Source organism: Pseudonocardia sp. T1-2H (assembly GCF_038039215.1).
In the GTDB taxonomy this organism is placed as follows: Bacteria; Actinomycetota; Actinomycetes; order Mycobacteriales; family Pseudonocardiaceae; genus Pseudonocardia.
In genome coordinates, this window is sequence record NZ_JBBPCL010000001.1 from 142,334 (window position 1) to 164,547 (window position 22,214).

General features: G+C 74.9%; 20 protein-coding genes and 2 pseudogenes. 12 read left to right on the top strand and 10 right to left on the bottom strand.

Annotation, left to right across the window (positions count from 1 at the left end; genetic code table 11):
• Positions 1-151 precede the first annotated feature (151 nt).
• A complete protein-coding gene (locus tag WBK50_RS00780; RefSeq protein ID WP_445942332.1) occupies positions 152-2,485 on the top strand; it encodes a DEAD/DEAH box helicase in 2,334 nt (777 codons plus the stop codon).
• Positions 2,486-2,915: 430 nt separating this feature from the next.
• Here the strand turns inward: WBK50_RS00780 and WBK50_RS00785 are convergent, their stop codons facing one another.
• From WBK50_RS00785 to ssd, 7 genes are read right to left on the bottom strand one after another with little or no spacing between them, the layout of a single operon-like run.
• Positions 2,916-3,437 carry an Rv3654c family TadE-like protein gene (locus WBK50_RS00785; protein WP_341333763.1) on the bottom strand — a complete coding sequence of 174 codons (522 nt, stop codon included), beginning with the start codon at positions 3,435-3,437 and terminating at the stop codon, positions 2,916-2,918.
• The gene (locus WBK50_RS00790) at positions 3,427-3,819 is read right to left on the bottom strand and encodes a TadE family type IV pilus minor pilin (protein ID WP_341333764.1); all 393 of its coding nucleotides are present in this window, start codon (positions 3,817-3,819) and stop codon (positions 3,427-3,429) included. Before WBK50_RS00790 ends, WBK50_RS00785 begins: the two co-directional genes overlap by 11 nt.
• Entirely contained in the window at positions 3,819-4,037 is a 219-nt protein-coding gene (locus tag WBK50_RS00795; protein WP_341333765.1) for a DUF4244 domain-containing protein, read from the bottom strand. The genes WBK50_RS00790 and WBK50_RS00795 overlap by 1 nt, the downstream gene beginning before the upstream one ends.
• Positions 4,034-4,753 (bottom strand): type II secretion system F family protein, encoded by a 720-nt coding sequence (locus WBK50_RS00800; protein ID WP_341333766.1) that lies wholly within the window; start codon positions 4,751-4,753, stop codon positions 4,034-4,036. Before WBK50_RS00800 ends, WBK50_RS00795 begins: the two co-directional genes overlap by 4 nt.
• The gene (locus WBK50_RS00805; protein WP_341333767.1) at positions 4,750-5,568 is read right to left on the bottom strand and encodes a type II secretion system F family protein; all 819 of its coding nucleotides are present in this window, start codon (positions 5,566-5,568) and stop codon (positions 4,750-4,752) included. The genes WBK50_RS00800 and WBK50_RS00805 overlap by 4 nt, the downstream gene beginning before the upstream one ends.
• Entirely contained in the window at positions 5,562-6,725 is a 1,164-nt protein-coding gene (locus WBK50_RS00810) for a TadA family conjugal transfer-associated ATPase (protein ID WP_341333768.1), read from the bottom strand. The genes WBK50_RS00805 and WBK50_RS00810 overlap by 7 nt, the downstream gene beginning before the upstream one ends.
• On the bottom strand, positions 6,722-7,849 hold the full coding sequence (gene ssd, locus WBK50_RS00815) for a septum site-determining protein Ssd (protein ID WP_341333769.1): 1,128 nt from the start codon (positions 7,847-7,849) through the stop codon (positions 6,722-6,724). The genes WBK50_RS00810 and ssd overlap by 4 nt, the downstream gene beginning before the upstream one ends.
• A 628-nt stretch (positions 7,850-8,477) precedes the next feature.
• Here ssd and WBK50_RS00820 point away from each other — a divergent pair.
• Positions 8,478-9,422 (top strand): HAD family hydrolase, encoded by a 945-nt coding sequence (locus tag WBK50_RS00820; protein ID WP_341333770.1) that lies wholly within the window; start codon positions 8,478-8,480, stop codon positions 9,420-9,422.
• A gap of 324 nt (positions 9,423-9,746) precedes the next feature.
• Here the strand turns inward: WBK50_RS00820 and WBK50_RS00825 are convergent, their stop codons facing one another.
• Positions 9,747-10,502 carry an oxidoreductase gene (locus WBK50_RS00825; protein ID WP_341333771.1) on the bottom strand — a complete coding sequence of 252 codons (756 nt, stop codon included), beginning with the start codon at positions 10,500-10,502 and terminating at the stop codon, positions 9,747-9,749.
• 172 nt (positions 10,503-10,674) lie between these two features.
• On the opposite strand from WBK50_RS00825, the gene acs reads away from it, so the two are divergent.
• The 4 genes from acs (at position 10,675) to WBK50_RS00845 (ending at position 14,788) form a co-directional block, all read left to right on the top strand.
• Entirely contained in the window at positions 10,675-12,645 is a 1,971-nt protein-coding gene (gene acs / locus WBK50_RS00830; protein ID WP_341333772.1) for an acetate--CoA ligase, read from the top strand.
• Between the two features lie 61 nt (positions 12,646-12,706).
• The gene (arfB, locus tag WBK50_RS00835) at positions 12,707-13,150 is read left to right on the top strand and encodes an alternative ribosome rescue aminoacyl-tRNA hydrolase ArfB (protein ID WP_341333773.1); all 444 of its coding nucleotides are present in this window, start codon (positions 12,707-12,709) and stop codon (positions 13,148-13,150) included.
• Between the two features lie 178 nt (positions 13,151-13,328).
• Positions 13,329-13,850, top strand: coding sequence for a phage holin family protein (locus WBK50_RS00840; protein ID WP_341333774.1), 522 nt, complete (start codon positions 13,329-13,331; stop codon positions 13,848-13,850).
• 5 nt (positions 13,851-13,855) lie between these two features.
• Positions 13,856-14,788 carry an alpha/beta fold hydrolase gene (locus WBK50_RS00845; RefSeq protein ID WP_341333775.1) on the top strand — a complete coding sequence of 311 codons (933 nt, stop codon included), beginning with the start codon at positions 13,856-13,858 and terminating at the stop codon, positions 14,786-14,788.
• Here the strand turns inward: WBK50_RS00845 and WBK50_RS00850 are convergent.
• Complete coding sequence (locus WBK50_RS00850; protein ID WP_445942333.1) at positions 14,785-15,864, bottom strand: glycerophosphodiester phosphodiesterase; 1,080 nt, start codon at positions 15,862-15,864, stop codon at positions 14,785-14,787. The two genes, WBK50_RS00845 and WBK50_RS00850, sit on opposite strands and share 4 nt — an antisense overlap.
• A gap of 209 nt (positions 15,865-16,073) precedes the next feature.
• Between WBK50_RS00850 and purD the strand changes: the two are divergent.
• The 3 genes and pseudogenes from purD to WBK50_RS00865 all read left to right on the top strand — a co-directional run bounded on the left by purD (position 16,074) and on the right by WBK50_RS00865 (position 19,279).
• Positions 16,074-17,335, top strand: a pseudogene (gene purD / locus WBK50_RS00855) (phosphoribosylamine--glycine ligase).
• Between the two features lie 323 nt (positions 17,336-17,658).
• Positions 17,659-17,916 (top strand): hypothetical protein, encoded by a 258-nt coding sequence (locus WBK50_RS00860; protein ID WP_341333777.1) that lies wholly within the window; start codon positions 17,659-17,661, stop codon positions 17,914-17,916.
• A 253-nt stretch (positions 17,917-18,169) separates the two neighbouring features.
• Positions 18,170-19,279: an aminotransferase class I/II-fold pyridoxal phosphate-dependent enzyme gene (locus WBK50_RS00865; RefSeq protein ID WP_341339243.1), complete on the top strand. Its 1,110-nt coding sequence runs from the start codon at positions 18,170-18,172 to the stop codon at positions 19,277-19,279.
• A gap of 69 nt (positions 19,280-19,348) precedes the next feature.
• Here WBK50_RS00865 and WBK50_RS00870 read toward each other — a convergent pair whose 3' ends face one another.
• On the bottom strand, positions 19,349-20,374 hold the full coding sequence (locus WBK50_RS00870; RefSeq protein ID WP_445942334.1) for a threonine aldolase family protein: 1,026 nt from the start codon (positions 20,372-20,374) through the stop codon (positions 19,349-19,351).
• A 234-nt stretch (positions 20,375-20,608) separates the two neighbouring features.
• Here WBK50_RS00870 and WBK50_RS00875 point away from each other — a divergent pair.
• The 3 genes and pseudogenes from WBK50_RS00875 to WBK50_RS00885 all read left to right on the top strand — a co-directional run.
• A pseudogene (locus tag WBK50_RS00875) lies at positions 20,609-20,896 on the top strand (sigma factor); the annotation flags it as partial.
• A 36-nt stretch (positions 20,897-20,932) separates the two neighbouring features.
• Positions 20,933-21,613: a hypothetical protein gene (locus WBK50_RS00880; protein WP_341333779.1), complete on the top strand. Its 681-nt coding sequence runs from the start codon at positions 20,933-20,935 to the stop codon at positions 21,611-21,613.
• A gap of 23 nt (positions 21,614-21,636) precedes the next feature.
• Entirely contained in the window at positions 21,637-22,209 is a 573-nt protein-coding gene (locus WBK50_RS00885) for a TetR/AcrR family transcriptional regulator (protein WP_341333780.1), read from the top strand.
• The last annotated feature ends 5 nt before the right edge of the window (positions 22,210-22,214 follow it).

Below are 22,214 nucleotides of genomic sequence, written 5' to 3' on the forward strand. Positions count from 1 at the left end.
CGGGAGTGTCGGTGCGGTGTGCCAGTGTCGTCGTCCGTGACGTCGTTTCGGAGGACCGGTTCCCGTGGGTGAGCGGGTGACGCGGTCCGCGCGCGGGGTCGAGCTGCTGCACCGGGTGCTCGCCGGTTCGGGGCAGGACCCGGACGTCACGATCGTCGACGCGGGGGTGTCGGGCATTCCCGGCGCTGCGGAACCCGTCGAGGACGTCCCGGACGACCTGCATCCCCTGCGGCACGCGATCCGGCTCCCGCCGCGTCCGGGCCGCCCGGTGCCGTGGCCGGAGTGGGTGCCGGAGAACGTGGTGCGGGCCCTGCGGGACACCGGGGTCGAGGCGCCGTGGAGCCACCAGGCCGAGGGGGCCGAGCTGGCGCACGCGGGGCGGGACGTGGTGGTCGCCACGGGCACGGCGTCCGGGAAGACCCTGGTCTACCAGCTGCCGGTGCTCGCCCGCTTCGCCGAGGACCCGCGCGCGACGGCGCTCTACCTGTCCCCGACGAAGGCGCTCGCCGCGGACCAGCTCCGGGCGCTGACGGCCCTCGGGGTGCCGGACGTGCGGCCCTCGCCCTATGACGGGGACACCCCGATGGACGAACGTGACTGGGCCCGCCGGCACGCGCGCTGGATCTTCAGCAACCCGGACATGCTGCACCGCTCGCTGCTGCCCCTGCACGGTCGCTGGTCCGCGTTCCTGCGCAGGCTCAGCTACGTCGTGGTGGACGAGTGCCACACCTACCGGGGCGTGTTCGGCTCGCACGTGGCGCTGTTGCTGCGCCGGCTCCTGCGGGTGGCCCGCCGCTACGGCGCCACCCCGACGATCGTGCTGGCCTCGGCCACGGTGGCTCGCCCGGCCGAGTTCGCGGGGGCGCTGACCGGTCGGGACGTCACGGCGATCGTCGAGGACGGCTCGCCGAGCGCCGGGCGCACGGTCGCGCTGTGGGAACCCCCGCTCCTGCCCGAGCTCGGCGGGGAGAACGGGGCCCCGGTGCGCAGGCCGGCGTCCACGGAGTCCGCGCGGATGCTGGCGGACCTGGTGGTGGAAGGGGCACGGAGCCTTGCGTTCGTCCGGTCCCGGCGCAGCGCGGAGACCACCGCGCTGAGCGCGCAACGCCTGGTCGCGGACGTGGACCCGGATCTGGTCGGCCGGGTCGCCGCCTACCGCGGCGGGTACCTGCCCGAGGAGCGGCGCGCCCTCGAGTCCGCGTTGGTCCGGGGCCAGCTGCTCGGTGTCGCGACCACCAACGCGCTCGAGCTGGGCGTGGACATCGCGGGCCTCGACGCCGTGGTCGTCGCGGGGTTCCCGGGGACCCGGGCGTCGTTCTGGCAGCAGGCCGGCCGAGCCGGTCGGGCCGGCGACGAGGCGCTCGTCGTGCTCGTCGCCCGGGACGACCCCATGGACACCTATCTCGTGCACCATCCGCACGCCCTGCTGGGCGCACCCGTGGAGAGCTGCGTGCTGGACCCCGGGAACCCGTACGTGCTCGCTCCGCAACTGGCGTGCGCCGCGGCCGAGCTGCCGCTCACCGAGGAGGACGTCGAGCGGGACTTCGGCGGGGACGCCGCCCGCACGGTACTGGACGCCCTGGTGGAGGACGGCGTGCTCCGCAAGCGGTCGGTGGGCTGGTTCTGGCCGTCGGCCCGGGAGCGGCCGGCCGCGACCGTGGACATCCGCGGGTCCGGGCTGGGTCAGGTCGCGATGGTGGAGGCCGCGACCGGTCGGATGCTGGGCACCGTCGAGGGATCCTCGGCGCCGGCGACCGCCCATCCCGGTGCGGTGTACCTGCACCGGGGCGAGAGCTACGTCGTGGACGAGCTGGATCTGGCGGCGGGGCTCGCGCTCGTGCACGCCGAGGACCCGGACTGGCGCACGGACGCCCGCTCCACCGCGGACGTCGACGTCGTCGACGTCCGTTCCCGCACGGACCACGGTCCGGTCAGCGTGTACTTCGGGGATGTGCGGGTGACCGGGCAGGTGGTGGCCTACCAGCGCCGGACGCCGGACGGCACGGTGCTGGAGACGGTGCCGCTGGACCTGCCCGCGCAGACGCTGGACACCCGCTCGGTCTGGTACACGATCGACGAGGAGGTCCTCGATGCCGCGGGGATCACCCCCGCGCGGATCCCCGGCGCGCTGCACGCCGCCGAGCACGCCGCGATCGGGCTGCTGCCGCTCTTCGCGATCTGCGACCGCTGGGACATCGGCGGCCTCTCGACCGCGCTGCACCCGGACACCGGCCTGCCCTCCGTGTTCGTGCACGACGGCCATCCGGGGGGTGCGGGCCTCGCCGAGCGCGGGCACGCGGTCCTCGAACGATGGCTCCGCGCCACCCGCGCGGCGATCGGGGACTGCGGGTGCCGGAGCGGCTGCCCGTCGTGCGTGCAGTCCCCGAAATGTGGCAACGGGAACGTGCCGCTGGACAAGGCGGGCGCGATCGTGGTGCTGGACCTCGTGCTGACGGCGCTGGCGGAGCACCCCGCGCCGGGGTGATCGCGGGAGGCGCCTGCCCGACGAGCCGCCGTGGGCGCGACGATCAAGCCGGGCCGCTCGGCGCCGGCGTGGTCGCGGCAGGCTTCTGTGTGATGGGCCGCCGCCGGTGGGCCCGTCGGGGGCCGGACCGACCGGCGGCGGCCGGGATGCGGTGGTGCCGAATGGGGGGTCGGCCATAAGGCGCTTCGACGCCACCGCTGTCTGGGGAGCGAACACTCGATCCCGGTGCTCCGGCCGGGGCCGGCACTCCGGAACAAGTCCAGTAGGCCCGTCCGTCGCGCGCGGGGCCAGACGTCGTCGCCGATCGGTGCGTGTGCAACGACGAGCGCGCCCAGCGGGGCGACCGAACGGCGAGCTGCATTTTCCTGATCGTCGTTGCCTCATCCGTACCAGAACCCTCCATTCGTCGTGTGGTCGATACCGCTCGCCGTCAGCCCTCGACTGGGAGGCGAGGACTCAATGCTGCGGATATCCGATTCGCCGGGCCCGATGCTGCGCCGCCCGACAGCGGCTCAGGGACCGGGCCGGCGCGGGCCCGGCCGACGGCGTCTCCGGCGGCCAGCAGCGACCAGGAGCGGCGGATCCGTACCTGCACCACGGCATCCCAGTCGTCGAGGGCGCAGTGGTCGAGCGTCGCCTGCATTCGTTCGATGAGACCGCGGGCGAGGTCGCACGCGGCGTCGGCGCCGTCGGTCGAGCGTCCGGCAGCCGCGAGCGCCGCAAGATCCGCCGCGGCCTCGGCGCGGTGCCGGGCGAGCGCCGCGCCGCCGAGGTCCACGCCGGCCATGAGCACCAGCAGGACCGCGAGCGAGGCGAGCGCGGCGAAGACGGTGGCGGAGCCCCGGTCGCCGTAGGCCAGGTCGTCGGGGTCCAGGTCGTCGGGGTTTAGGTCGCGGGGGTCCCGGGCGTCGGGGATCTGGCCACGGGGGATCCGGCCGTCGTCACGGATCACGGTGCACCACCGGGGCGTCGAGTTCGGGTGCTTGCGCGGCGGGCTCGAGAACCGCGTGCGCCGTGTTGCCGACCCGGAACGGCAGGAGACCGCCCGGCGCCGCGGTGACGGTCGCGGTGATCTCCTCGCCGTCGATCCGCAGGTCCGCCGAGGCGCCGCTGGGGGCGAGTCGCAGCGCGACCTCCCGGGCCCGCTCCGGCTCGCCGCGAGCGGCGAGCCGGGCCATCTCCCTGGCGGCGTCCATGCACCGCACCGACGCCGCGACGGTGGCGACCGAGCCGAGCGCCAGCACGGTGACCACCGTGAGCACGCCCAGGGCGATGGCGGCCTCGACGGTCACCGCGCCGCGGTCGTGCGGGCGGCGATCGGCCCGGTCGCGCATCAGAACGTCACCGAGAGCGCGCGCTGCACCAGCCCGGTGAGCGCGCTGACGATGCCGTCCCCGCTGACGACGGCATAGAGGACGGCGGCGAACGCGGCGGCGGCGATCGTGCCCACTGCATATTCCACAGTGGACATCCCGTCGTCGTCGAGGAACGTGCGTAGCGATCGGTCCGACATGGTCTTCTCCTTCATGTACTGGTGGAGCCCGGTGGTCACCACCGGGCGAGTGCCTCTCCCGCGAGGCCGATCACGACCGGCGCGATCCCGAGGGCCAGGAACGCCGGGAGGAAGCACAGGCCGAGCGGCCCGGTGATGAGGACCGCGGCGCGTTGCGCGCGGGCCTCGGCCGTGTCGACCAGCTCGGCGCGCAACCGGACGGCCTCGGCCCGAGCGGCCTGGGCCAGGCCCGCGCCGGTGCCGGCCGAGCGGCGGGCCGCCCGCCCGAACGCGGACAGCGCCGGGACGTCGTCGACCGCTCGCCAGGCGGCGGCCGGGTCCGCGCCGAGCTCGAGCAGCCCGGCCACGCGGCGCAGCGCCGCGCCCGGGCGCCCCGCGAGCCGGACGGCGGCCGCCTCGGCCGCCGCCGGGACCGGGAGCCCGACCTCGAGACAGACGGCCAGCAGTTCCCACGCCGCCGCGAGTCCCGCGGGATCGCGGACCTCCCGCGGCCCGCGGGCGGCGAGTCGCACCGCGCCGACCGCGAGGGCACCGCCGATCACCGTGCCGGTGACGGCGCCGCCGACCCCGCCCACGACGAGCCAGCACACCGCTGCCGTCGCAAGGCCACCGGTGACCGCCCATCCCGGACGCAACACCGGCGCAGCACCGGGAGCGTCGGCGACGCGGTCGAGCGAGGCGAGCCTGCCGCGACCCTCCCGGCCGTCCGCGGCGAGCAGCGCCAGCGCGAGGACCACGAGGGGGATCGCGCTCACCGGGGCACCGCCGCACGCAGGATCCGTTCGGTCCACAGCAGACCGGCGGCGACAAGGCCCGTGCCCACGAGCAGCAGCGCCTGGCCGAGCAACCCGTCGCGCAGCACGCCGACCGGATCCGCGCCCATCAGATGTCCCAGCCCGAGACCGAGCGCCGGTAGCGCGGTGAGCACCGCTGCGGTGGCGCGGGGACCTGCGAGCTGGGCGCGCACCCGGGCGCCGAACGCGACCCGCCACCGGATGTCCGAGAGGGCGCCGTCGAGCAGCAGGGCCAGCGGGGCGCCGTGCCGGTCGGCGAGGGTCCAGGCCGCGGCCACCCGCTCCAGGTCGTCGGCGCTCGACCCCGACGCCTTCGCCGCGGAGCGGCGCAGCGCGGCGGGCACGTCGTCGCCGAGCCGCGCGGCGGCGGCGGCCGGCCCGAGCACCTCCTCCGCCCACGGCCCGTCCTGTCGGACGCCGTCGAGCGCCGTCGCCGGATGGGCCCCGACACGCAGCTCGTCCGTCATCCGGGCGAGGGCGTCGGCGAGCTGGCCCGACGCCATGGCCGACGTGATCTCGGTGGCCCGGGTGGAGCGGCGGTGCCGCCACAGGGCGGCCGCGCCGATCCCGGTGATGCCGCCGGCCACACCGAGGAGCAGCACGCCGCCGACGCCTCCCGCGGCCACGAGCCAGAGCCCGCGCGGCAGCCGCAGGGTGCGGCGTGCAGTCGACCGGGGGAGGAGCGCCGCGAGCCGCGGAACCCCGGTGCGTCCCGGTGCGCAGAGCAGGGCGGCCCCGAGTGCAGCGAGGGCGGCGGCCGGCAGCGGGTTCACCACGGCGCACCGGTCCCGCGCTCGGCGAGCAGCGTGCCGAACTCCGCCCGGCCCTCACCCCACCCGCCTGCTCTCGTCCACACCTGACGGACGACGACGCCCCTGTCCTCCCGCCGCAGAACCCCGACGCCGTCGAGGACGCGGCCGGCGCCGGGGGGTCGGCGCATGTGCAGCACCACCTGGACCGCCGCGGCGAGCTGGCTATGCAGGGTCTCGCGGGCCATGCCGCCGGCGCCGGCGAGCGCCTCCAGGCGGGCCGGGACCTCACGGACGGAGTTGGCGTGCACAGTGCCGGCGCCGCCGTCGTGCCCCGTGTTGAGGGCCGCGAGCAGCTCGATGACCTCCGCTCCTCTGACCTCCCCGACGACCAGCCGGTCCGGCCGCATCCGCAGTGCCTGGCGGACCAGGTCCCGCAGGCCCACGCCGCCGGCGCCCTCGATGTTCGCCGGTCGTGCCACGAGCCGGACGACGTGCGGATGCCGCGGCCGCAGCTCCTCGGCGTCCTCGACGGTCAGGATCCGCTCGCCCGGGTCGACCGCGCTGAGCAGGGCGTTGAGCACCGTCGTCTTTCCCGAGCCCGTGCCTCCGGACACCAGCAGGGCGAGTCGCGCCTCGACGACCGTCCGCAGCAGGGCCTCGCCCGTGGCGTCGACCGTGCCCAGCCGGCGCAGGGCCGCGAGATCGTGCGCGGCGGGCCGCAGGACCCGAAGCGAGATGCAGGTGCCGTCCGCGGCGACAGGCGCGAGGACCGCGTGCAGCCGGACGCCGGACTCGGCCAGCCAGCCGTCGACGTGCGGGCTCGCGTCGTCGAGCCGGCGGCCCGCGGCGAGGGCGAGGCGCTGGGCCAGCCTGCGCACGGCCGCCTCGTCCGGGAACCGGATCCCGACGGGCTCGAGGCCTGCGCCGCGGTCCGCCCAGACCGACGTCGGGCCGGAGACCAGCACGTCCGTGGTCCGCGGGTCCCGCAGCAGCTCGTCGAGCGGGCCGGCGCCGGTGAACTCCTGGCGGATCGTCCGCAGCGCGCTGAGCACGTCGAGGTCCGAGAGGACGCCGCCGGACTCCGCCCGCACGGCCGCCGCGACGGCCATCGGCGTCGGCTCACCGCCGTTCGCCGCCAGCCGCGACCGGACCCGGTCCACCAGGCCGGCCGGGGCGGTCATCGCACACCTGCCGGCGGCCGGGCCGCGGTCGCCGGCCCCCCTGTCGTGTGCAGGGCACCCAACAAGGTCCGGGAGGCCGTCGTCAACGGCCCGTTGCCGCGTCCGGGCGGGACGCCGCGCTCCATCGCGCGAGCCAGCCCCTGCTGCGGGCGCATGGCCACGAGCAGCGGGAGGTCGAGCGCCGCGGCGATGTCCTGCGCTCCCACCCCGCCCGGCGCGGGGCCCCGCACGACCAGCGCCACCCGCCGGGTCTGCTCCGACAGCACGGCGGCGACCCGGGAGGCGGCGGCACAGGCCCGGACGTCCGCGGGCACGACGAGGGCGGTGAGATCGGCGTCGGCGAGCGCGGTGAGGGCCGCGTCCGTGGGGTAGCGGGGGACGTCGCAGACGACCGTCTCGCCCGCGCGTCGTCCGGCCTCGAGGACCGCCGCGACCGCGGCCGGCGACGGGCCCTGCGCCGCCCGGGCGCAGGACAGCACGCCGAGCTCGCCACCCGCGCGGCCGATCGCCGGCGCCGGCAGCGCGGCATGCAGGGCACCGGCCGGGACTCGGCCCTCGGTCACCGTGAGCTCGGGCCAGCGCATGCCGGCGACGTCCTCGGCGCCCAGCACGAGATCGAGCCCGCCGCCGAGCGGATCACAGTCCACCAGCAGGGTCCGGGCCCCGGCGCGGGCGGAGGTCACGGCGACCGCCGCGGCCAGTACCGACGCCCCCGCCCCGCCCCGGCCCGCGACGACGGCGAGCACACGGCCGCGGTCGTTCCGGCCGGCGGCCTGCTCGGCGGCGTCGGCGAACGCCGCCACCAGCCACGGCTCGGCCTGGGGCATCGAGACGACGTGTTCGGCGCCGAGTGCGACGGCATGCATCCAGTCCGGGGGCCGCGGCGTCCCACGGACCGCGACCACCACCCCCTCGCGGCGAGGCATGCCCGCCTCGACGCACCGTGCCGCCGACGCGCCGTCCAGCACGACGAACGGGGCGGTCAGCCACTGGCGGCGGGCATCGGCCGAGTCGACGGCGCGGTGCACCTCGGTCCCGGCCGCCGCCGAGAGACGCAGCAGCGCGTCGAGCAGGTCCGGGTCCTCGGCCACGAGCAGCGTTCGATCGTCCCTGCGGTCCGTCACGGCGGCTCCTCCTCCCGGTGGCCGCGAGGTGCGTTCCACCGGTGACGAGCGTGCGACGGATCGGGGCCGATCCACGGACGAGTTGCTCGGCTGTGGATGGTTCGAGGGGGATGTGGACAACTCGGTTCCGGCCCGCCCGGATCGGCCGGAACCGTCGGCGCGGTAGGGAAGAATTCGCGTCGGGGGTACCCGTCGCGCGCGCCCGCGCCGGTCACCAGGACCTCGCCGGCACCGCGGCGCCGGCTGCCGAGAACGTGCGACCGCCCGGCGGAGGGGACAGCCCGCGCAGAGATCGGGACGGCCCGCGCGGGAGACGAGACTCCCCCGGCGTCGGGGACGAGACGGTGCGCGCGGAGAACGGGACGGCCCGCGCCAGGGGGGATTGGCGCGGGCCGTCGGTGGTTCAGCCCCGGGGGGTCGAGCTGAACCGGGCCCGGACACAGTCCGAACCATCGCCACTGTAACCGCACTCCGGGCCCGCCGCCCAGATGTCGGTCCCGCCCGGTCGCCGGGTGACCGGAACGCGGGGCGCGCAAGCGGTTGCGCCCCGGACGGGTGCGTCCGACCGGTGCTCCACGGCGCCGCCGGAGCCCCCGCGGGCGGGTCTGGCAAGCTCGCGGAGGTGCCCGTGCCGTCCGTTCCAGCGCCCCGTCCGCACGAGGCGTCCGCGACGCCGGGTGCCGCCTTCTTCGACCTGGACAAGACGATCATCGCCGGATCGAGCGCGCTGGCGTTCAGTCGTCCGTTCCGGCGGGAGGGCCTGATCAGCAGCGCGGCCGTGCTCCGGTCCGGGTACGCCCAGCTGCTGCTGCTGCTCTCCGGCGCGGACGCGGACACGATGGCCGCACTCCGCACCCGGATCACCGCCCTGTGCACGGGCTGGGAGGTCGCGCAGATCCGGTCGATCGTGGCCGAGACGCTGCACGAGATCGTGGAGCCGATGATCTACGCCGAGGCGGCCGCGCTGATCGACGAGCACCATGCCGCGGGGGACGAGGTGATCGTGCTGTCGGCCTCCGGCCTGGAGGTCGTCGAGCCGATCGCGGCGCTCGTGGGCGCGGACCGGTGCCTGGCCACGCGGATGGCGGCGCGGAACGGCCGCTACACCGGCGAGATCGACTTCTACTGCTACGGCGAGGCCAAGGCCGAGGCGGCGCGCACCATCGCCGCCGAGCGCGGGTACGACCTCGCCACCTGCCGTGCGTACACGGACTCGATCACCGATCTGCCGCTCCTGGAGGCGGTCGGGCATCCGGTCGTGGTGAACCCGGACCGTCAGCTGCGCCGGGAGGCCGCCAAGCGCGGCTGGCCCGTGCTCACGTTCTCCGTCCCCGTGAAGGTGGGCTCGCGGCTGCGGCCCCGCATCGCCTTCGGCGCGGCCGGAGTGGGCGTCGCGGCGCTCGCCGGCGCGGGGGTCTGGTCCCTGCGCCTGCGCCGGCGCCGGCAGGGTCGCCTCGTCCGCATCGCGGCCGCGTTGGCCCAGCTCACCCGGGGTGTAGCGGAAAGGCGACGGCTGCCGCATCCACTGTCCGGGCGGTCCCTGCGGCGGAGGATCACCACGCTCCGTTCCTGAACCGGTGCACCTTCGGCAAGCCCTTGAAGTGGCGCCGGTCACGGGTTACAACTGGGTGCACGGACTCCGGGCGGCCAGGGTTGGTGCGGAAGAGAAGCGCCGGCTCCCCCGATCGGGCTCCGTGCGCGAGGCGCCGGACACTCCACGCACAGCACGCCGCGGGAGGCATGTCGTCGTGGGCCTGCGGACCGGGACGCCGGCCGCCGAGGCCGTGACCACGACACGTAGTGCACGCCTGGATCCCGGACGTCTCACGCGATTCGGGCGGCGGTTCCGATTTGTCGGGGCCGCCGCCCGAGCCTTGTCGTCGCGTGATGAGGAGCCTCAGGCCCGGGCGTCCGCGATCGACACTCCCTCGCGGGCACCGGCCTCCCACTCCGCACAGCAGTGCAGGATCCATGCCCGCACCCCCTCCGCCGTCCCTTCGGCGAACCCCGCCGCCGCCTTCCGGTACTCGACGCTGCGGCGCAGGTGACCCACCTCCGGCACCGCGAGGTTCTTGGGGTCCAGACCTGCCGCCACCGCCGTCAGCCGCGCCGCCGCCCGGGCCACCACGCCGTCCGCGCTCCCGAACGGCGCCAGCGCCAGCAGCTCCCCGTGCACGACGGCGACGAGCACCGGCGCCGGCGCGGACGTCCCGCCCGTCACCAGGTCCGCCAGCAGGGACAGCCGTGCGGACACGTCCGGCCCGCCGCGCGGACGGCCCAGCTCCGCGTCGTGCCGCTCGACCGGGACCAGGTCCGTGGCCGCCAGCATGTGCAGCCGCGCGAGTGCCTGCAGCGGCGAGCCCTTCCAGACCCCGAGCAGCTTCGACGACTCGTCCGCCACCCGCACCGCCCCGGCCAGGACCGGGTCCGTGATGTGCTCGTCGCGCGCGGGTTCGAGGGGCGCGCCGTCGAGCGCGGCGGAGGCGCGGGCGGCCCGCAGCGCGGCCTCGGCGGCCGTGGCCGGCCAGCCTCGCCGGTTCACCTTGTGGTTGTGCACGGTGACGAGCGCATCCCGGGCGCGCGCCACCGCCTCCGGGACACCGGGCAGCTCCGAGAGCGGCGCGAGCGGATCGGACGTACTGAGGGCGGGCACCCCGCCATGCTGCCACTGCCGAACCCGAGGAATCGGGGGTGTCCTGTCCGTACTGACGGTGCGCAAGGTGTCCGAGCGCACTACCGTTCGTCCCCGACGAGTGCGACGACGCCCGCCGGGCACCCAGGTCTCCGGGTCCGGGCCCGTCAGGGGACGAGGAGGACACGAGAAGATGGCCGAGTCGGGACCGACGCTGAGCAATCTCTCCACCGAGAACCGCAGCTTCCCGCCCAGCGAGGAGTTCGCCGCACAGGCCAACGCCACGGAGGACTGGTACGCCCGGGCCGACGCCGACCGCGAGGGCTTCTGGGCCGAGCAGGCGGACCGGCTGAGCTGGGACACGAAGTGGGACCAGGTCCTCGAGTGGGAACCGCCCTTCGCGAAGTGGTTCGTGGGCGGCAAGCTCAACGTCGCCTACAACTGCGTGGACCGCCACGTCGACGAGGGCAACGGTGAGCGCGTCGCCATCCACTGGGAGGGCGAGCCCGGCGACACCCGCACGATCACCTACGCGGACCTGCAGCGTGAGGTCTCCAAGGCCGCCAACGCCTTCGCCGAGCTCGGCGTGGGCAAGGGCGACCGGGTCGCGATCCAGCTGCCGATGATCCCCGAGGCCGTGATCGCCATGCTCGCCTGCGCCCGCCTCGGCGCGATGCACAGTGTCGTCTTCGGAGGGTTCTCCCCGGGCGCACTCAAGGCCCGCATCGAGGACGCCGAGTGCAAGCTGCTGGTCACCTCGGACGGCCAGTTCCGGCGCGGCAAGCCCGCGCCGATGAAGGAGAACACCGACGAGGCGGTCAAGGACACCCCGTCGATCGAGCACGTCGTCGTGGTCAAGCGGACCGAGACCGAGGTCCCCTGGACCGAGGGCCGTGACCTCTGGTGGCACGACGTCGTCGGGGCCGCGTCGGACCAGCACACGCCCGAGGCCTTCGACTCCGAGCACCCGCTGTTCATCCTCTACACCTCCGGCACCACCGGGACGCCGAAGGGCATCCTGCACACCTCCGGCGGCTACCTGACCCAGGTGGCGTACACCCACAACGTGGTGTTCGACCACAAGCCCGGCGAGAGCGTCTACTGGTGCACCGCGGACATCGGCTGGATCACCGGGCACAGCTACATCGTCTACGGTCCGCTGGCCAACGGCGCCACGTCCGTCATGTACGAGGGCACGCCGAACACGCCGCACGAGGGCCGGCACTGGGAGATCGTGCAGAAGTACGGCGTCTCGATCTACTACACCGCGCCCACGCTGATCCGTACCTTCATGAAGTGGGGCAAGGAGATCCCGGAGAAGTACGACCTCTCCTCGCTGCGGGTGCTCGGCACGGTCGGCGAGCCGATCAACCCCGAGGCCTGGATGTGGTACCGGGAGAACATCGGGCACGACAAGTGCCCGATCGTCGACACCTGGTGGCAGACCGAGACCGGGGCGATCATGATCGCCCCGCTGCCGGGCGTCACGGCGACCAAGCCCGGATCGGCGATGCGCACGATCCCCGGCATCAGTGCGGAGGTCGTCAACGAGGAGGCGCAGCCGGTCGGTACCGGTGGCGGCGGCTACCTGGTACTGGACAAGCCGTGGCCGTCGATGCTGCGCGGCATCTGGGGCAACGAGGAGCGGTACCGCGAGACCTACTGGTCGCGGTTCGCGGACCAGGGTTACTACTTCGCCGGGGACGGCGCGAAGTACGACGACGACGGCGCCATGTGGCTGCTCGGGCGCGTCGACGACGTCATGAACGTGTCCGGGCACCGGATCTCCACGACCGAGGTGGAGTCCGCGCTGGTCAGCCACCCGACGGTGGCCGAGGCGGCGGTCGTCGGCGCGTCCGACCCGACGACCGGTCAGGGCATCGTCGCGTTCGTCATCCTCCGCGGCAACGCGGCCAAGGACGGCGGCGAGGACGCGATCAAGGCGCTGCGGGACCACGTCGCCAAGGAGATCGGGCCGATCGCCAAGCCGCGGCAGATCATGGTCGTGGAGGAGCTGCCGAAGACGCGCTCCGGCAAGATCATGCGCCGGCTGCTGCGCGACGTCGCGGAGAACCGCGAGGTCGGGGACGTCACCACGCTCGCGGACTCCGCGGTCATGGATCTGATCTCGTCCGGCCTCAAGGAGGGCAAGAGCGAGGACTGAGCCCCGTCCTACCGCACGAAAGTGGCCGTTCGTGCGGAAGCGGGTGGGGAACAATGGCCCTATGACCGCCGGCGGGGACCTGGAGGGCGTGCTGCGTGTGCGGCGCGGCTTCGAGGTTCCCGCGCGTGAGCTCCACTGGCGGTTCTCCCGTGCCTCGGGGCCCGGCGGGCAGGGGGTGAACACCACGGACTCGCGAGTCGAGCTGTCCTTCGACGTCGCGCGCTCGCCCTCGGTGCCCGACGACCTGCGCGAGCGTGCCCTGACCCGGCTGGGGAACCGGCTGGTCGACGGGGTGCTCACGGTCGTCGCGGCGGAGACCCGCAGCCAGCTGCGCAACCGGGAGGCCGCGCGCGAACGGCTCGTCGAGCGGTTGCGGGAGGCGACGGCGGCGGAGCCCAGGGCGCGGCGCCCGACGCGGCCCACGGCGGGGTCGAAGCGCCGCCGGCTGGACGCGAAGACCCGCCGCGGCGCGGTGAAGAAGCTGCGCGGCCGCCCGGACGAGTAGGCGCACATGCTCGTCGCGGCGGGGGTGGCCGCTGCGCGGAACACCTTCGGGTCCACGCCGTGCCTGCCCAGGCGACGCGCAGGGGCCCGTGGCACGATGGCGATCCGCCGTCCACACAGAACATCGTGGACCCGGACGGCGCTTACCGGACACAGTCGAGCAGCAGGAGGGGACCGCGGTGGCCAGCCCGACCAGTTCCAGGGGCCCGTCCAGTTCCGGCGCAGTGGGCGACCCGCCCGTGCTGCCGTCGATCCCGTTGTCCGCGGAGCCCGCGCGCGGTGCGGACGAGCAGTCCATCGGCGACCTCGTCCGCGAGGTGACGACCCACGTCTCCACCCTGGTCCGCTCCGAGGTGGAGCTGGCCAAGGCCGAGGTCACGTCCGAGGTCAAGAAGGGCGTGCAGGGCAGCGTCTTCTTCATCGTCGCGCTCGTGATCGCCCTGTTCAGCCTGTTCTTCCTCTTCTTCGCCATCGCCGAGCTGCTCGCGATCTGGCTGAACCGGGCCGCGTCGTTCGGCATCGTGTTCGGCCTGATGCTCGTGGTGGCGGGCGTGGCCGCGTTCATCGGCTATCTGCGGGTCCGCAAGATCCGCAAGCCGGAACGCACGATCAGCTCGCTGAAGGACACCGCGCAGGTCCTGGGCAACCGTGGCAGGTCCACCACCCCGGAGCTGAACGGTCACCGGACCGCCGGCCGCTGACGCGCGTGGGCTCGCGGGGCGGACCCGAACCGTCCTCGGTCCGGCTGCCCGGCCCGTGGACGCACCGGGACGTCTCGGCGAACGGGATCCGGCTGCACGTCGCGGAGTACGGGCAGGGGCCCCTGGTCGTCCTGCTGCACGGGTTCCCGGAGTTCTGGTGGTCCTGGCGTCACCAGCTCACCGGCCTCGCCGACGCGGGCTTCCGAGCCGTCGCGGTGGACCTGCGGGGTTACGGGGACTCGGACAAGCCGCCACGCGGCTACGACCTCTGGACCCTCGCCGGTGACGTCGCCGGCTTGATCCGCGCGCTGGGCGAGCCCGAGGCCCGGATCGCCGGGCACGACTGGGGCGGCGTCATCGGCTGGACGGTCGCCGCGCTGCACCCCCGGCTCGTGCACTCCCTGGCGGTGCTCGCGGCCCCGCACCCGCTGGCGATGCGGGCCGCGCTCGCCACGGACCCGCGCGGCCAGGGCCGGGCCACCGCGAACTACGCGCTGGGGTTCCAGGTCCCGCGCCGGCCGGAGAACAGCCTCCGCGCGGACGACGGCGCGCGGGTCGAGACGATCATGCGCGAGTGGTCCGGCGAGGCCTGGACCCGGACCGAGGACTTCGCGGAAGCGGTGGCCCGCAACAGGTCCGCCATCCGCATCCCGGCCGTCGCGCACTGCTCGCTGGAGTACTACCGCTGGGCCATGCGCTCCCAGCTGCGGGCCGAGGGGCGTCGCTTCGCCGCCGCGATGGCCCGTCCGGCCCGGATGCCGGTGCTGCAGCTGCACGGCGCCGACGACCCGTGTGTCCTGCAGTCCACCGTGCTGCGTTCGCGCCGGTGGGCGGCCGGTCCGTTCACCCACCACCTGTTCGACGACACGGGCCACTTCCCGCACGAGGAACGCCCGGCCGAGACCACGGCGCTCCTCACGAAGTTCCTGAGGGGCTAGGCCGCCAGCTCCAGCGCCGCCACCGCGGTGTCCGGGTTGTCCGAGAACATCCCGTCGATGCCGAGGGCCAGGAACGCCAGGTACTCGGCGAAGGCGTCCCCGTAGTCCGCCTCCGCGCCCGGCGTCCGCAGCGTGGCCGGCAGGAACGCGTTCTCGTTGCGGAACGTGTAGACGTGCACGAGCAGCCCGGCGGCGTGCGCGTTCTCGACCAGGCCGGTCGGCAGGCCCAGGGCGCCGTCCGGGGTCCGGCCGATGACCAGGTCCTTCGCCGGCCCGATGCCGGTCGCGTAGGTCGCGATGTCCGCGAGGCCCTCCGGCGTGACGAGGTCCGCGACCGTCCGGCCGACGGCGACGAGGTCGGCGGGATCGTCCTCGTCGTCGAGCAGCTGGATGAGGCGGACCGGGATCTGCGCGTGCAGGGCGCGCAGGTTCGCCGTCTCGAAGGACTGGACGAACACCGGCGAGTCCGCGCGATCCAGCCCGGCCGCCCGCAGCGACGCGACGAGCGCGGGCTCCAGCGCGCGCCCGGTGGCGGCGAAGTAGCCGGGGTGCTTGGTCTCCGGGTAGATGCCGATCTCGCGTCCCAGCTCCGTGGAGAGCCGCTCGCGCAGGGCGAGGACCTCGTCGAACGACGGGACGAGGTGGCGCCGGTCGTAGAGGGTGTTCTCCTGGCGCAGGTGCGGCAGCCGCTCGACGGCGCGTAGGGTCCGGAGCTCGGCGAAGGTGAAGTCGTCGACGAACCAGCCGTCGAGGGTGTGCCCGTCGATCGTGCGGACGGTGCGCCGGTCCGCGAACTCCGGGTGCGCGGCGACGTCCGTGGTCCTCCCGATCTCGGCGTCGTGCCGGGCGACCAGCACGCCGTCGGAGGTCGAGACGAGGTCCGGCTCGATGTAGTGCGCGCCCATCCGGGCGCCCAGCTCGTAGGAGGCCAGGGTGTGCTCGGGCCGGTAGCCCGGTGCGCCGCGGTGGCCGATCACCAGCGCGCGGGGGGCGGCGGAGCGCCGGTGCGCGGCCGACGGGCCGAAACGGGTCTGCGAGGTCTGGTCAGGCGCCTGGGCGAGCACCGGGCCGGTCACGACCACGATGGGGGTGTCCTCTCGGGGGAGGTGCGAGCACGTCCACCCTGTCCTGCCGAGACGAGGGGAGGTCGACGTACGAGCGTCACCGGGACTACCGGTGAGTGAACTACGGGGGCGACCGTACCGGCCCCGCCCGACCCACTTCACGCGGGCGTGGCGCAGGTCGCGGCGACGGCCCGGGCGGCGAGGTTCTACGCTCTTCGTCCGTGCGCGTCCTGGTGATCGGTAGCGGTGCCCGTGAACATGCCCTCCTCCTGGCGCTGGCCCAGGACCCGGGGGTGACGGCGCTGGCGTGTGCACCCGGCAACGCCGGTACCGCCGCGGTCGCGGAGCAACGGGGGGTGGACGCCCGGAGCCCGAAGGCGGTGACGGCGCTGGCCCGCGACTGGGGCGCGGACCTGGTGGTGGTCGGCCCTGAGATCCCGCTCGTCGCGGGGGTGGCGGACGCCGTGCGTGCCGCCGGCTTCCCCGTCTTCGGGCCCGGGGCGGACGCGGCGCGGATCGAGGGCTCCAAGGCCTTCGCCAAGGACGTCATGGCCGCCGCCGGGGTGGCCACGGCCGCGTCGGTGATCGTGGACAACCCGGCCCGCCTCGACGCCGCCCTCGCCGGGTTCACCCCGCCCTACGTCGTCAAGGACGACGGGCTGGCGGCCGGCAAGGGCGTGGTGGTGAGCCCGGACATCGAGGTCGCCCGGGCGCATGCCATGCACCTGCTCGACGACGGCCATCCCGTGCTGCTCGAGGCGTTCCTCGACGGCCCCGAGGCGTCGCTCTTCTGCCTCGTCGACGGGCGCACCGTGGTGCCGCTGCTCCCGGCCCAGGACTTCAAGCGCGTCGGGGACGACGACACGGGGCCCAACACCGGCGGGATGGGCGCCTACGCGCCGTTGCCGTGGGCGGGCGACGACCTCGTCGACGAGCTCGTCGCGCGGGTCGTGCAGCCGGTGGCGGACGAGATGGCCGAGCGTGGCGTGCCGTTCAGCGGACTGCTGTACGCGGGCCTCGCGCTCACGTCCGCCGGGCCGGCCGTCATCGAGTTCAACTGCCGGTTCGGGGACCCGGAGACCCAGGTCGTGCTGGCACTCCTGCGCACCCCGCTGGCCGGGCTGCTGAACGCCGTCGCCACGGGCACGCTGGCCGAGCAGCCGCCGCTGGAGTGGTCGGACGGGGCGGCGGTCACGGTGGTCGTGGCGGCGGAGGGCTACCCGGGGACGCCGCGGCTCGGCGACGTCATCACCGGGGCCGAGGGCGAGGGCGTCCTGCATGCCGGTACGCGCCGTCGCGAGGACGGTGCGGTGGTCTCCGCGGGCGGGCGGGTGCTCTCCGTGGTGGGCACGGGCGCGGATCTCGCCGAGGCCCGCGAGGAGGCCTACCGGCGCCTCGGGGGGTCCGCCTCGCGGGTTCGCACCACCGCACGGACATCGGTCTCAAGGCCCAGCGGGGCGAGGTCACGATCCCGGCCCGGTGAGCGTCGGGCGGAGCAGGTGACGTTCGCCCCACCCGCACGTGGCCCGCGTTTCCGCAGCGTTGCCGCCGCATGTCCGGCATGGGTTCGAGAATTGACGAAAGGCGCGACAGCGCTACAGGGGTCATGACCTGCGTTAGGCCGTTCGGACGAGTGTGAGTAGCCCTTACGGCAGCCCGGAAATGCGTGCAAACAGCGTGTAAAGCGGTCCGCGTCCGGTTGATCACCGGGCGCGCCGGCGGCCAGGGTTGCGGCGTCGCGCCGCACATCGAGGTGTGGGCGACCGAGAGAATCCCGACGTTCCCCACCCTGAAAGCGAGATCCCCATGGGTTCCCACGCTCCCCGCACCCGCACCAAGGCCATCGCGCTCGGCGCCGGTCTCGCCGCCGTCGTCGCGCCCGCCGCCATGATGGCCGTCGCGGGTACCGCCTCTGCGGCCGAGGCGACCCCGGTCGGTGCCTACCTGGACGAGAACGTCACCTACGGCACCCCGCCGCTGGAGCCGGCCGGCCAGTACCTCGACGACACCGTGGCCGGCCTCGACGCCGACCTGCTCGACATCGCCACCGCGCTGCTCAGCTGACCCGTCCGCCGGGCGGCGGGGGTCTCCCGCCCGCCGCCCGGCGCCGGTCCCACCGAGGATGCGGCCCGGTCCTCCCCCGGAGGCCCTGCTCGCGCCACCGCGGATCGACGCGTCCACCGCCCTGGGGCCTGGTGGTGGACGCGCCGGACCCCGGACCCGCCCGCACCGGCGGGAAGTACATTCGGACCCTGTGAGCTCCTCCCCACCCGGCCTGCACCCCGCCGCCCGCGCCGCCGTCGCCCCGTTCCACGTGATGGACGTCTGGAGCGCCGCGACGAGGCGCCAGCAGACCCACGGCGACCTGGTCAACCTCTCGGCCGGTCAGCCCTCCACCCCCGCGCCCGCGGCCGTCCGCCGCGCCGCCGCCGCCGCACTGGAGGGCGAGGTCCTCGGCTACACCGTCTCCCTCGGCATCCCCGAGCTGCGCGCGGGCATCGCCGGGCACTACGGGCACACGTACGGCGTGGCCGTCGACCCGGACGACGTCGTGGTCACCACCGGCTCCTCCGGCGGCTTCCTGCTCGCCTTCCTCGGGGCCTTCGACGCCGGGGACCGCGTGGCCATGGCCCGCCCCGGCTACCCCTGCTACCGCAACATCCTCGGCGCGCTCGGCTGCGAGGTCGTCGAGCTGCCGTGCGGGCCGCAGACGCGGTTCCAGCCGACCGTCGCGATGCTGGAGGAACTCGACGAGCCGGTGAAGGGCCTGGTCGTCGCGAGTCCCGCGAACCCGACGGGCACCGTGCTGGACCCGGCCGAGCTGGCGGCGCTCGGCGCGTACTGCGAGGCCAACGGCATCCAGCTGGTCAGCGACGAGATCTACCACGGCATCTCCTACCCGGGGTCGCCCGCGACCAGCTGTGCCTGGGAGACCTCGCGCGAGGCGATCGTCGTCAACTCGTTCTCGAAGTACTTCTCGATGACCGGCTGGCGGTTGGGCTGGTTGCTGGTGCCGCCGCGGCTGCGGCGGGCCGCGGACAACCTGGCCTCGAACTTCACCGTCTGCCCGCCGGCGCTGCCGCAGCACGCCGCCGTCGCCGCGTTCACGCCGGAGTCCTACGCGGAGGCGGACTCGCACGTCGTCCGGTACGGGGTGAACCGCGACCTGCTGCTCTCCCGCCTGCCGAAGCTCGGCATCGACCGGCTGGCGCCCGCGGACGGCGCGTTCTACGTCTACGCGGACGTCGGGCACCTGACCGCCGACTCCATGGAGCTGACCTACCGGATCCTCGACCAGACGGGCATCGCGCTCGCCCCGGGGATCGACTTCGACCCGGTCGACGGCGGCCGCTACGTGCGGTTCTCGTGCGCGGGTGCGACGGAGGACGTCGAGGAGGCCCTGCGGAGGCTCGAATCCTGGTTGTGACGCGGTTTCCGCCGGTCGCGCCGTCTGGTGGAAGCTGACGACGATCTCCACCGTCGGCTACGGGGACCGCTACCCCGCGGGACGGGAGCGGCCACGGGAGACCGGGCGGGCCGTGCCGTTGCGGCCCGGCGGGGCCGTCTCGAGCGGACCGATCCGCGCCAGGGCGGTGCCGATGTCCGCGTCCGTCAGGTCCGCGTGGGTCATCAGCCGCACCTTCCCGGACATCGCGCTCGCCCGGACCCCCGCCTCCTCGAACCGCCTGAGCGTGCCCGGCAGGTCCGCCACGTCGACGAGGACGATGTTCGTCTCGGGGTCCTGCAGCCGCCAGCCGCGTTCGCGCAGGCCCGCGGCCAGCGTCGTCGCGCGCTCGTGGTCCTCGGCGAGCCGGTCGACCCGGTCCAGGGCGACGAGGCCCGCCGCGGCGAGCACGCCGCCCTGCCGGACGCCGCCGCCGAGCATCTTGCGCAGCCGCCGGGCCTCCTCGACGAAGTTCGCCGAGCCCGCGACGACGGACCCGACCGGCGCGCCGAGACCCTTGCTCAGACACACCTGCGCGGTGTCCGCGCCGACCGTGAGCGCCGCGGGCGGGACCCCGAGCTTGACCGCGGCGTGCCAGAGGCGGGCGCCGTCGAGGTGGACGGCGAGCCCGGCGGCCTTGGCCGCGGCGGCGACCGTCGCGTGCTCCTCGGGCCGGGTGACCGTGCCGCCCGCGGCGTTGTGGGTGTTCTCCAGGCACAGCAGCGTGGTGCGCAGGGTGAAGTACGGCCCCTCCGGCCCGGCGGCGCGGCGGACGGCGTCGGGGGTGACCTTCCCGGGCCCCCCGTCGTGCTCCATCGGCCGGGGCATGCCGCCGGCCAGCCACGCGGCGGTGCCGAGCTCGGCATCCAGGACGTGCGCGCCGAGCGGCGCCAGGAACGCGTCGCCCCGCCTCAGATGGGACATCAGGGCGATCAGGTTGCCCATCGAGCCGCTGGGCGTCCACAGGGCGTCCGCGGCGCCGAGGTACCCGGCGACCCGTTCCTCGAGCGCCCGCATCGTGGGGTCGCGGTCCAGCACGTCGTCGCCGACCTCGGCCTCGGCCATCGCCGCCCGCATCTGCTTCGTGGGCTTGGTGACCGTGTCGGACCGGAGGTCGATCGGCGCGTCACCGGATCGCGGACGGCGGCTTCGGCTCAGGGCGGGCACCTCCCGATCCAATCAGGGGGCGATCGGCAGGTCTCGGCGGGGTCACGAAAAGGTCACGGCAGGCCGTCGAACGGACCAACTGCTGTACCGGATGCGACCGTGGGCGCGCCGAGATCCGTCCCGGTGCTGAACGGGAGGAGAACCGTGGAGCCCGACGCGGAGCGCGAGTTCGCGGAGTACTTCCGCGCGCGCCGGGACGCCGTGCGCCGCACCGCCTTCCTGCTCTGCGGGGACCGGCACCGCGCGGACGACCACGCGCAGTCCACGTTCGTCGCCCTGCACCGGAACTGGCGGAGGATCAGGGACACGGGGGCGCTCGACGCCTGGGTGCGACGCACGCTGGTCCGCGCCGTCGTCCACGAGTCCCGGCGGCCGTGGCGCCGGGAACGGGCGACGGACACGGTGGCCGACCGCCGGCTGGGTGACACGCTCGACGACCTGCGACCGGCCGGCTGAGAGGAGGAGGACGTGAACGAGGACGACGACAGGCTCGTGGCCGCCTTCCGCGCCGCGGCGGACACCCCGCCCGAGGCGGGGTCCGACCTCGACGACGTGCTCAGCACCTCGCACCGGGTCACCAGGCGCCGTCGCACACAGCTCGCGGGCGGCTTCGTCGCGGCTACCGTGCTCCTCGGCGGGGGCGGGGTGGCGGCGGCCGTCCTGCCCACGTCGGCCGGCGAGACGACCTCCGCCCCCGCACCCGCGCGGGAGAGCGCGGACTCCGCGGCCGGTGCGGCCGCGGCGCCGCGCGCGGCGGTCCCGAACCCCGCACCGCTCGGCCCGACGGCCGGCGAGGACTGCGTACCGACCCAGGACCCCGCGCTCCGCGCCCTGGTCGACGCCGCGCTGCCCCCGCTGCGGGACGCCGTGGAGGCCCCGACGACGCTGGAGTGCCGCCCCGGGGCCGGTCGCGAGGTCGCCCTCGACGTCGTCGACGGGGACGCGTCCGGGCTGATCAGCGTGGTCTACACGGCCCCCGGCGAGCCCCGGACGGATGCAGCGCTGGCGGTCGGGTGGGTCCAGGCGGGCCGGTCGACGGCGTCGGGCGGGTACGTCTCGGTGACGTCCCGCGCGGCGTCGGACTCGGGGGCCGTGCCCTTCCGCGCACGAGTGCAGGAGCTGGCCGACGCCCTCGCGCCGCATCTCTAGATCCCTGGGGGACACTGTCCGGCGTGCCGAAGGAGAAGGGGGCGACCGAGAAGGGCGAGCGCCGCCGGCAGGCCCTCACCGACGCCGCCGCGCAGCTGCTGCGCGAGGGCGGGTTCGACGCGATCCGGCACCGGGCCGTCGCCGAACGGGCGGGGCTCCCGCTGGCGTCGACCACCTACTACTTCGACTCGCTCGACGAGCTGGTCACCGCCGCCGTCGAGCGCACGAGCCGGGACGAGCTGGCCGAGGGCCGCGCGCACCTCGACGCCGGCGGCCCGGGCGACCCGTTGGAGCTCGTGCTGGACCAGCTGCTCGGCGCGGAGTCCCGGGACGGCGGGCTCGACGCCGTCCTGCTGCGCTACGAGCGGCTCGTCGGCGCCGGCCGGCGGCCCTACCTCGCGCCCCTGATGCGCGAGCTGCGCGGCGAGCTCGACGCCGTCCTGGCCGAGGCGCTGGCCCGGGCCGGGCACACCCTCGACGTGGACGCGCTGCGGCACGTCGTCGAGGTCGTCGACGGGGCGGTGCTCTCGGCGCTCATCGAGGCGGACCCGGACCCCCGCAAGGCCGCGCACACCGCGCTGCTCAGAGTCCTCTGAGCATG

Coding starts and splice junctions, on each gene's coding strand:
- WBK50_RS00790 (WP_341333764.1), bottom strand. CDS start 3,819: ATGCGCGACCGGGCCGATCGCCGCCCGCACGACCGCGGCGCGGTGACC.
- WBK50_RS00810 (WP_341333768.1), bottom strand. CDS start 6,725: ATGACCGCCCCGGCCGGCCTGGTGGACCGGGTCCGGTCGCGGCTGGCG.
- acs (WP_341333772.1), top strand. CDS start 10,675: ATGGCCGAGTCGGGACCGACGCTGAGCAATCTCTCCACCGAGAACCGC.
- arfB (WP_341333773.1), top strand. CDS start 12,707: ATGACCGCCGGCGGGGACCTGGAGGGCGTGCTGCGTGTGCGGCGCGGC.
- WBK50_RS00860 (WP_341333777.1), top strand. CDS start 17,659: ATGGGTTCCCACGCTCCCCGCACCCGCACCAAGGCCATCGCGCTCGGC.
- WBK50_RS00865 (WP_341339243.1), top strand. CDS start 18,170: ATGGACGTCTGGAGCGCCGCGACGAGGCGCCAGCAGACCCACGGCGAC.
- WBK50_RS00870 (WP_445942334.1), bottom strand. CDS start 20,374: ATGCGGGCGGCGATGGCCGAGGCCGAGGTCGGCGACGACGTGCTGGAC.